Source organism: Nocardia pseudovaccinii NBRC 100343, from assembly GCF_001613225.1.
In the GTDB taxonomy this organism is placed as follows: domain Bacteria; phylum Actinomycetota; class Actinomycetes; order Mycobacteriales; family Mycobacteriaceae; genus Nocardia; species Nocardia pseudovaccinii.
This window is the reverse complement of the sequence record NZ_BDBY01000005.1, coordinates 21835-29178: the sequence shown is the minus strand read 5'-3', so window position 1 is coordinate 29178 and position 7344 is coordinate 21835. Positions and strand designations below refer to the sequence as shown.

6 protein-coding genes are annotated in these 7344 nt (G+C 66.1%); 2 read left to right on the top strand and 4 right to left on the bottom strand.

Annotated features, from left to right (window positions below):
• Positions 1-1912 (top strand): alpha/beta fold hydrolase (locus NP3_RS00480; RefSeq protein WP_157123957.1); only part of this gene is annotated, 1912 nt, incomplete at its 5' end.
• 5 nt (positions 1913-1917) lie between these two features.
• Here NP3_RS00480 and NP3_RS46340 read toward each other — a convergent pair.
• Together NP3_RS46340 and NP3_RS48835 are read right to left on the bottom strand one after the other, a co-directional pair.
• Positions 1918-2415, bottom strand: coding sequence for a hypothetical protein (locus NP3_RS46340; RefSeq protein ID WP_169814418.1), 498 nt, complete (start codon positions 2413-2415; stop codon positions 1918-1920).
• Between the two features lie 191 nt (positions 2416-2606).
• On the bottom strand, positions 2607-2876 hold the full coding sequence (locus NP3_RS48835) for a hypothetical protein (protein WP_063036610.1): 270 nt from the start codon (positions 2874-2876) through the stop codon (positions 2607-2609).
• A 33-nt stretch (positions 2877-2909) separates the two neighbouring features.
• Here NP3_RS48835 and NP3_RS00465 point away from each other — a divergent pair, with 33 nt between their 5' ends.
• Positions 2910-4151: an MFS transporter gene (locus NP3_RS00465; RefSeq protein WP_169814417.1), complete on the top strand. Its 1242-nt coding sequence runs from the start codon at positions 2910-2912 to the stop codon at positions 4149-4151.
• 6 nt (positions 4152-4157) lie between these two features.
• On the opposite strand, the gene NP3_RS00460 is transcribed toward NP3_RS00465, so the two are convergent.
• Both NP3_RS00460 and NP3_RS00455 read right to left on the bottom strand, forming a co-directional pair.
• Positions 4158-5405 carry a ComEC/Rec2 family competence protein gene (locus NP3_RS00460; protein ID WP_157123954.1) on the bottom strand — a complete coding sequence of 416 codons (1248 nt, stop codon included), beginning with the start codon at positions 5403-5405 and terminating at the stop codon, positions 4158-4160.
• Between the two features lie 7 nt (positions 5406-5412).
• A complete protein-coding gene (locus NP3_RS00455) occupies positions 5413-7206 on the bottom strand; it encodes a gluzincin family metallopeptidase (RefSeq protein ID WP_063036604.1) in 1794 nt (597 codons plus the stop codon).
• Positions 7207-7344: the final 138 nt, after the last annotated feature.

The window sequence follows — 7344 nt, the reverse complement described above, 5'->3', positions numbered from 1 at the left end:
GCGGATGGTGATCGCGCGAGCCGACGGGCATACCGACCCGGCCTATCTCGCCGAAACCATTGCCACCGAGCGGGTCACGATCGCCGCGTTCGTGCCGTCGATGCTGGCGGTATTCGCGGACGCGGTGCCTGCGGAGTCGCTGGCGTCGGTGCGGACGTTCCTGGTGGGCGGTGAGGCATTCGGCCCCGAGGTGGCGGCCGCGGTGCGGCGAATAGTGCCCAGAATCGAGTTGCACAATCTGTACGGGCCGACCGAGTTCACCGTGTGCGCGACCGCGCACGGGGTGACCGAAGCCGACCGCGGGAGCATGCCGATGGGCACACCGGTATGGAACGCGCGGGCTTACGTACTCGACAACCGGTTACATCCGGTACCGCCCGGTGTCGCCGGGGAGCTGTACTTGGCGGGCGCCCAGCTCGCGCGCGGCTATCGGTCACGTCCGGGCCTCACCGCGGAACGGTTCGTGCCGGACCCGTACGGCGACGGGCGGCGCCTGTATCGCACCGGCGATTTGGTGCGCTGGCGCCACACCGGCGAATTGGAATACCTGGGCCGCACCGATTTCCAGGTGAAGCTGCGCGGCCTGCGTATCGAACTCGGTGAAATCGAGGCAGTACTCGCCGAGCACCCGAGCGTCGCCCGGGCGATCGCCGTGGTGCACTCCACCGGTGCGGTGGACCACCTCGTCGGCTATCTGGTGCCCGCCGCTGGCGCGACGGTCGATACCGCGGCGGTCATGGCGCACGCGGCAACCGAACTGCCCGACTACATGGTGCCCACCACGGTGATGGTGCTCGACACGGTGCCCCTCACCGCGTCGGGCAAGCTGGACCGCACGCGGCTACCGGAGCCGGTGCTCGCGGTGGGCGAGTTCAGGGAGCCCTCGTCGTGGCTGGAAGCGGAGGTCGCCCGGGCCTTCGGAGCCGTACTCGGTATGGATCGGGTGGGCGCCGACGACGACTTCTACGCATTGGGCGGTAACTCGCTGAAGTCGGTGCAAGTGGTGAGCGAGTTGCGCAAGGAGCTCGACTACGAAGTTCCGATCAGCTGGATGCTGTCGGATCCCTGCCCGGCTGACCTGGCCAAGCGGATCGAATCCGGCATGCGCTCCGGGCCCACCGTCGACCGGAGCGTCGGCTTCGACGTGCTGCTGCCTATCCGGACCGGCGGTGCGCGGCCACCACTGTTCTGTATCCACCCGGCTGTGGGCCTGTCGTGGTGTTACCGCACACTCGACCGATACCTGTCCGACGGTCGGCCGATCTACGGCATTCAGGCGCCGCAGCTCAGCGGCGAGGTGCCCGGTCCGACGTCGATCGAAGAAATGGCCGAACGCTACTTCGACGAGATCCGCGCGGTTCAGCCACACGGCCCCTATCACCTCCTCGGCTGGTCGATGGGTGGTGCGATCGCCCATGCCATTGCCGTCGAGATGCGCGCGGCCGGTGAACAGGTTGCGCTACTGGCACTGTTGGACGCCGAGGTGGGCGGTGTCGACGAGTCGACGATCTCCGCCGTCACGGCCGGAGAACTGATCAGCAATCTCGGCCCGGTCATGGGCGTCGATTTCGTGCGCCCCGATGCGACCGCCGAGGAGGCCGCGGAACTGATCGAACGGCACTTGGGTGGCAGCCTCGGCATCGACGCCGCAAGGATCGAGCGCCTGACCGACGCCTACAACCTGGCGGTCCGGGCGGCCGGTGTCTGGCGGCCCGCGGTCTTGGACAGCGACATGCTCTACTTCACCGCGACACGTGAAAGGCGACCCGATGCCGCGGGTCACGAGGGATGGGCGCAGGTGATCCGGGGGCAGATTTCGACTTTCGACATCGATGCGGGCCACCTCGCGATGACCGAACCGGGCGCGATTGCCCAGATCGCCCGGATTCTCAACGCACGACTGGATCGATGATCGCGTTATCCCGGCGAGGTGGTGGGCGCGCCGGGGCCGTCTTGCGGGAGAGGCGTGGTGATGCCAAGTATCGCCCCGAGCGACGCCCCGAGGGCCCCGCCGAGCACTGCGGCAGGTCCGGCTACGACGGCGACACCAACGGCCGCGCCGAGCAGCGGGCCGACAACCAATCCGGTCGGCATGAACGGGATACCGACGACGAACCCGGCGGCCGCCCCGGCCATCGCGGCGGCCATCGCGACGGGCGCGGACACGCCCGCGGCGATGCCAGCACCGATCGCCGCACCGACGCCCGCGTCGACGGCGGTGACGGTGCATCGGCCGGGATCTACGGGGACGCGTTCGCAGAACTCCTGGATCGGCTGCTGATCCACGGCTGGCGGTGCATCGGGCGCGTCCACCGTCTGGATTCGGGTCAAAGCTGGGATGGCAGGCGCCTGCGCGATCGCATCCGGGGATGCGTTCGCTACTCCGGTGCCGAGGACAACCGCAAGTGGCAACATGCTCGCAATCAATATCGGACGTGATCCACGCCTACGACCGGCTTTCGGCATTCCGCACCTCCTGGACGTCTACCTCTTGGCTTTATCGACCTCGAGCATTTGTCGCACGTTGCGGCGCAGACAGCTTAAGCGGCCGACGCGGCTGGATCGGGGATAACTGTCAAATCCCGTGTGTTCCCGCAAATCTGCGGCTATGCATGATGTCCTCGGCGTTTATGCCATTCGATGATCGCGGCGACGATCTCGTCGGCGGCGTCCTCCTGGATGTAGTGACCGGCGTCGTCGAGCAGGGCGGTTCGATGGTCCTCGAACTGTTGCTCCCATCGGCGGCGTTGGGGTGCGCGGAACGCGACGTCCTTCGTGCCCTGCACCAGCAACGCCGGGCGGTCGTGCACCGCCTCCAGTCCCCGCTCGACTTCGGCGAGGAACGTTCTGCTGCCGACGATTTCGCGAGGGAACACGTGGGCACCGCTCGCGGCACTACGGTGTCAGTGGTGCGCGATGACGGTTCGGCCCCGCTACGGCGGAACCGATCCTTTGTGCTGCTCTGGTCGAGCCACAGCGTCTCGTTGGTCGGCTCGCAGGTCACTGTTCTCGCGCTTCCGCTGATCGCCGCGATCACAGTGGGGGCGAGTGCGTGGCAGATGGGTGTACTGGTCGCTTGTGGTCGTGCGCCTTACCTTTTCGTGGGGCTGCCCGCCGGAGTGTGGATCGACCGGTTGCCGCGGCGGCAGGTTTGCCTGGTCTGTGCCATCGGTCAGGCATTGATGCTGTCGGTGGTGCCGTTGGCCGATGCGCTGGGCCTGCTGACGTTCGCGCTGTTGTCGGCGGTGGCGTTCGTGACCGGGGCATTCGCGGTTTTCGCCGATATCGCCATGCTGTCGCTGGTGCCCATGGTCGTGCCGCCCGGTCGACTGACAACCGGTCAGGCGGCGATGGAGGCGAGCCAATCGGTGTCACAGGTAGCCGGTCCGGCTCTGGCCGGTTGGCTCGTCCAGTTGCTGACGGCACCGTTGGCCGTGTTGGCGGATGCGCTGAGCTTTGTGTTCGCGGCATCCGTCATGGCGCGCATCAGAATTGCGGAGCAATCGCGGCACGATGCGGATCGATCCAGCATGTGGCGACAGATCATGTCGGGTGCGGGCGCTGTGTTCGGGCATCGGGTGCTGCGTTATGTCACTTTGTGCACGACCACCCACATCCTCTTTTTCAACGCGTTCACCGCCGTGTTCGTGCTGTATCTGGTGCACGACCTGGAACTGAACCCGTCGGCGGTGGGTGCGGTGCTCGCCGCGGGCGCGGTTGGCGGGCTCGGCGGAACCATGGTCGCCGTCCGCCTCAGCGCGTACATCGGTTTCGGCCGCACGATGGCCGCGGCGATCGCCGTGGCCGGGCTGAGTTCGGCGCTGGTGGTTGTCACACGCACCGCCTCATCGGTCGCCTGCGCACAGGTTCTGATGTGGTTCGCGCTGCAGATCTACAACGTGCTCCAGGTGCCCGTGCGATACGCGCTCACCCCCGAGGTGATGCATGGCCGCGTCAACGCCACGATCCGCACCACGGTGTGGGGCATGGCGCCGCTCGGCGCTCTTCTCGGCGGTACCGCAGGCAACCTGGTCGGCCTCGGAACCACGTTGGTCGTGAGCGGAGTCGGCGCCGCCCTCGCCTCGTGCTGGCTGATCGCCGCTCGCATCACCCGTGTCCACGATCTCGAGGAAGTGATCAGCTACCAGTGATGAGGATCAGGCGGTGAGCGTTACCTCGGACCAGAGGTCACCGTTCACGGCGATCTTGCCGGGGACGACATCGGGAGCCGTGTCGGCTCGGATGACGGTGTGATCGTGACTCACCAGTGAATCGACCAGCGATTGCTTCGGAATGGTCTTCGCCCAGCGCTTGACAAGTCCGAACGGAATCATCGCGTAACCTTCTGTCTGCCAATCCTTTTCGACGAAACGCCGGGGTGTGGCATTGTGCGAACCGTGATGTCCGACCTTGTAGAAGGCCAGGCGGGAAACGAGATCGACATTGCGCGGATCGGACAGGACGTGCTCCCATGCACCCTGCTGCGCGTCTCCCGGGAAGAGCAATCGGGTTCCGGCGATATCCAGCACGAAGAAGACGCTGGTGTTGTTGACCGCGTTCTCGAGTATCGAGGCGGCGCGCAGCAGTCGATCGTCATCGTCGACGAGATCGTCCAGGTCCAGATCCGCCTTCGCCTGAAGCAGGCGGTCCGGCAGGGTATTCCGCGCGATATAGCGCCGGTTGAACAGCGGCGTCGGCCTGCCGTCGCTCTCCGCGGACGCGCCCGCGCGTACCAGGGGCCACGATTGCTTCGCAGGCGGATCCATGCGCTTCAGGAATCGGGCATCGCGCGGCGGCCCGAGGATATGTGCGACGAGCCCGACGCGATCAACGGCGATCGTATTCTCGGTTTCGTCCTTGCTCGGCAGGTACCGCACCCGGTGGGGTGCGGCGAATCCGCTGAAATTGCGGCCGAGGAGGCGATCGGTCGCGGCGGCATTGCCCTGCGAGTTCACCGCGAACGCCTGTGCCTGTTCGACGGTCGCGGACATGCGATGCCCGTTGCCGCGCCGCTCGATCAGCGCGAGCAGACCGTTCGCGGCATCGACCTGCCCGCTGCGGATCCGTCGGGCGTCCTCGTCGTCGGGGTCCTCGACGAACGGCACCCACACCTCGTCCACGGTCACCTGTTCCCATTCCCGGCAGGCGAATCCGGTGATGTGATCGGCGTGGTGATGGGTGGCGACCACGATGTCCAGATGCGGTCGGTGGTGCGGATCGGCCTCGGTGAGGTCGGCGATGATGGCCTGCACGGAGTCGCGGATCGGGCGTGCCCGGCCCTGGCTGTGCACGCCGCAGTCGACCAGCATGCGCCAGGTTTCGTTCTTGCGCCGCACCGTCACGGTGAAGGCGTCGCCGAATCCGACGTTGTACATTCGGACGGCAATTGTTGTCGGCGTTGACATTTCGTACCTACTCATCCGTTAGCGCGTGGATCGCCGCGAAGTCGAGGCGGTGGATTGCGTGCTCGGCAGTCCATGCGCTCAGCGCGTCGTCGGCTTCCAGCCGGTCGAACCATTCCCGCATCGCGGCCAGCCGCAGCTTGCCCGCCCGGTGGAATGCGATGGCAGTGTCGTCAGTCGCCGACGACTCGTCGCTGAACGGCAGCGGCTTGGCGATCACATAGTCCACGCTCCCGTCGGCACTGACGACGAGCGCGGTCCCGGCACGGATCACCGGTTGTTGCTTCCCCTGGCCCGCATCCTCGAGGTCCGTGCGACGTTGCAGCAGCTGGATGGCCAATTCGGGACGCGGCAACCGATCGCCCGCCATGCGGTACGAGACGTGGATTCCCTCGCAGCTGATTTTGAAGTTCGGATCCAATCCGATGCGGGCGGCGTTCGCGTTGGCCCATCCGATGAGCTCCTGGGCGACCTGCTCGAAAACGGAATGCCGGGTCGAAGAACTGTCCCGGCTGGAGGTGCCGTTGCCGTCGAGCACAGCGGGGGTACGCAATTCGCCCGGAATGCCGATCGGGTCGAGATCTTTCGATGCGGACAGGATGACCCTGGACAAATCCACCGGGTGATCGCCGTCGCCGAGGTTCATCGGATTGTCCGGCCGCGGCCAGACCAGCGCTTCATCGGTCAGCGAGGTGACGCTTACCGGCCAGATGCCGCGCCGCCGCAGCGCCTCCACCAGCGTGCTGCGCAGGTGTTGCCGATCCTCCGGATAAAGTCCGCGATCCGCGGTGACGATCGCCCGGACGACATCGCCGAATGTGACGTCCAGTACCGGGAGATAGTCGAAACTCCGCACGACCATCCCGAGCATCCGGTCCGCGGTCTTGACCGCTTCGTCGGCGATCCGAGATACCAGATCCGGGTGCAGGCGACCGGGCGGCAGCACTCCGGTGCCGCCACTGGCGATCCGCAGCAGATCCGCGATCGCGCTCTGGTAAGAGTCCCGGTACGCGTCGAATACCGCTGCCACGAAACACGCACCGCGTTCGTGCGGCTCCCGTGCCGCGCGAAATCGTTCGGACGTGCGGCTGAGGTCACTTATCGCCGAACGCAATGCCGCGCCGCGTCCGGTGGACTCACCGAACTCCCTGGCCAGGTCCAGCAGCCCCGCGCTCTTTTCGAGTTCTCCCGACGTGGTCGCGATCGCGTCGAGTACTACGTCTCGGTGGGAGAAATGCTGGAACAGCGCGATCAAGTCGGCGACGGCCTCGTGCCAGGCGAAGACATCCCGGTTGGTGGATTCGTTGTACAGCCGCCGGATCCGATGCACGATCGCATGCGTCACCTCGTGCGCGATGATGTCGCTCGACAGGCAGGTGAAGATGACCTGTCCGGGCAGATTGGCGCCCGGATTGTCGGCATCGGCTTGGTAATAGCCGAACAGCAAGGCGCGGCGCCGCGGATCGAAATAGGCGTTCTGCCCTTCGAAGGCGTGCGGGACCAGACGCAGGATCTGGTCGCGGTGCCACCGGAATCGACGTCCCATGAACCGTTCGAACCGCTCGATGACGCTCATCGCGACCGCGTAGACGATCTGTTGGTGCGCACGAGGATCGGTTTCGGTCGGTCGAATTCCGTCCTGTGCCAAGACAAATGGATCGTCGAGGTCGACCGGCTCGTACCAGGCGTTGCGGCTGGCGTCGAAGTCGACCACCTGTACGAGTGTGCCGTCGGGGCCCGGTCCCCGGATGTGTTCGAACGGGATATCCAGTGTGAGGAACTGGCCGGACAGCCGCGTCGACATCGGGTCGAACGCGAAGGTACGCAGTCTGCGCCGGGCCGGTGGACAGATTCCGCTCGTGTACTCTACTGAATTCGCAGTTTCGTCCATTGCTCGTCTTCCCACATGACATCCCGGGGGATTCGTTGACGCAGCAGGCCC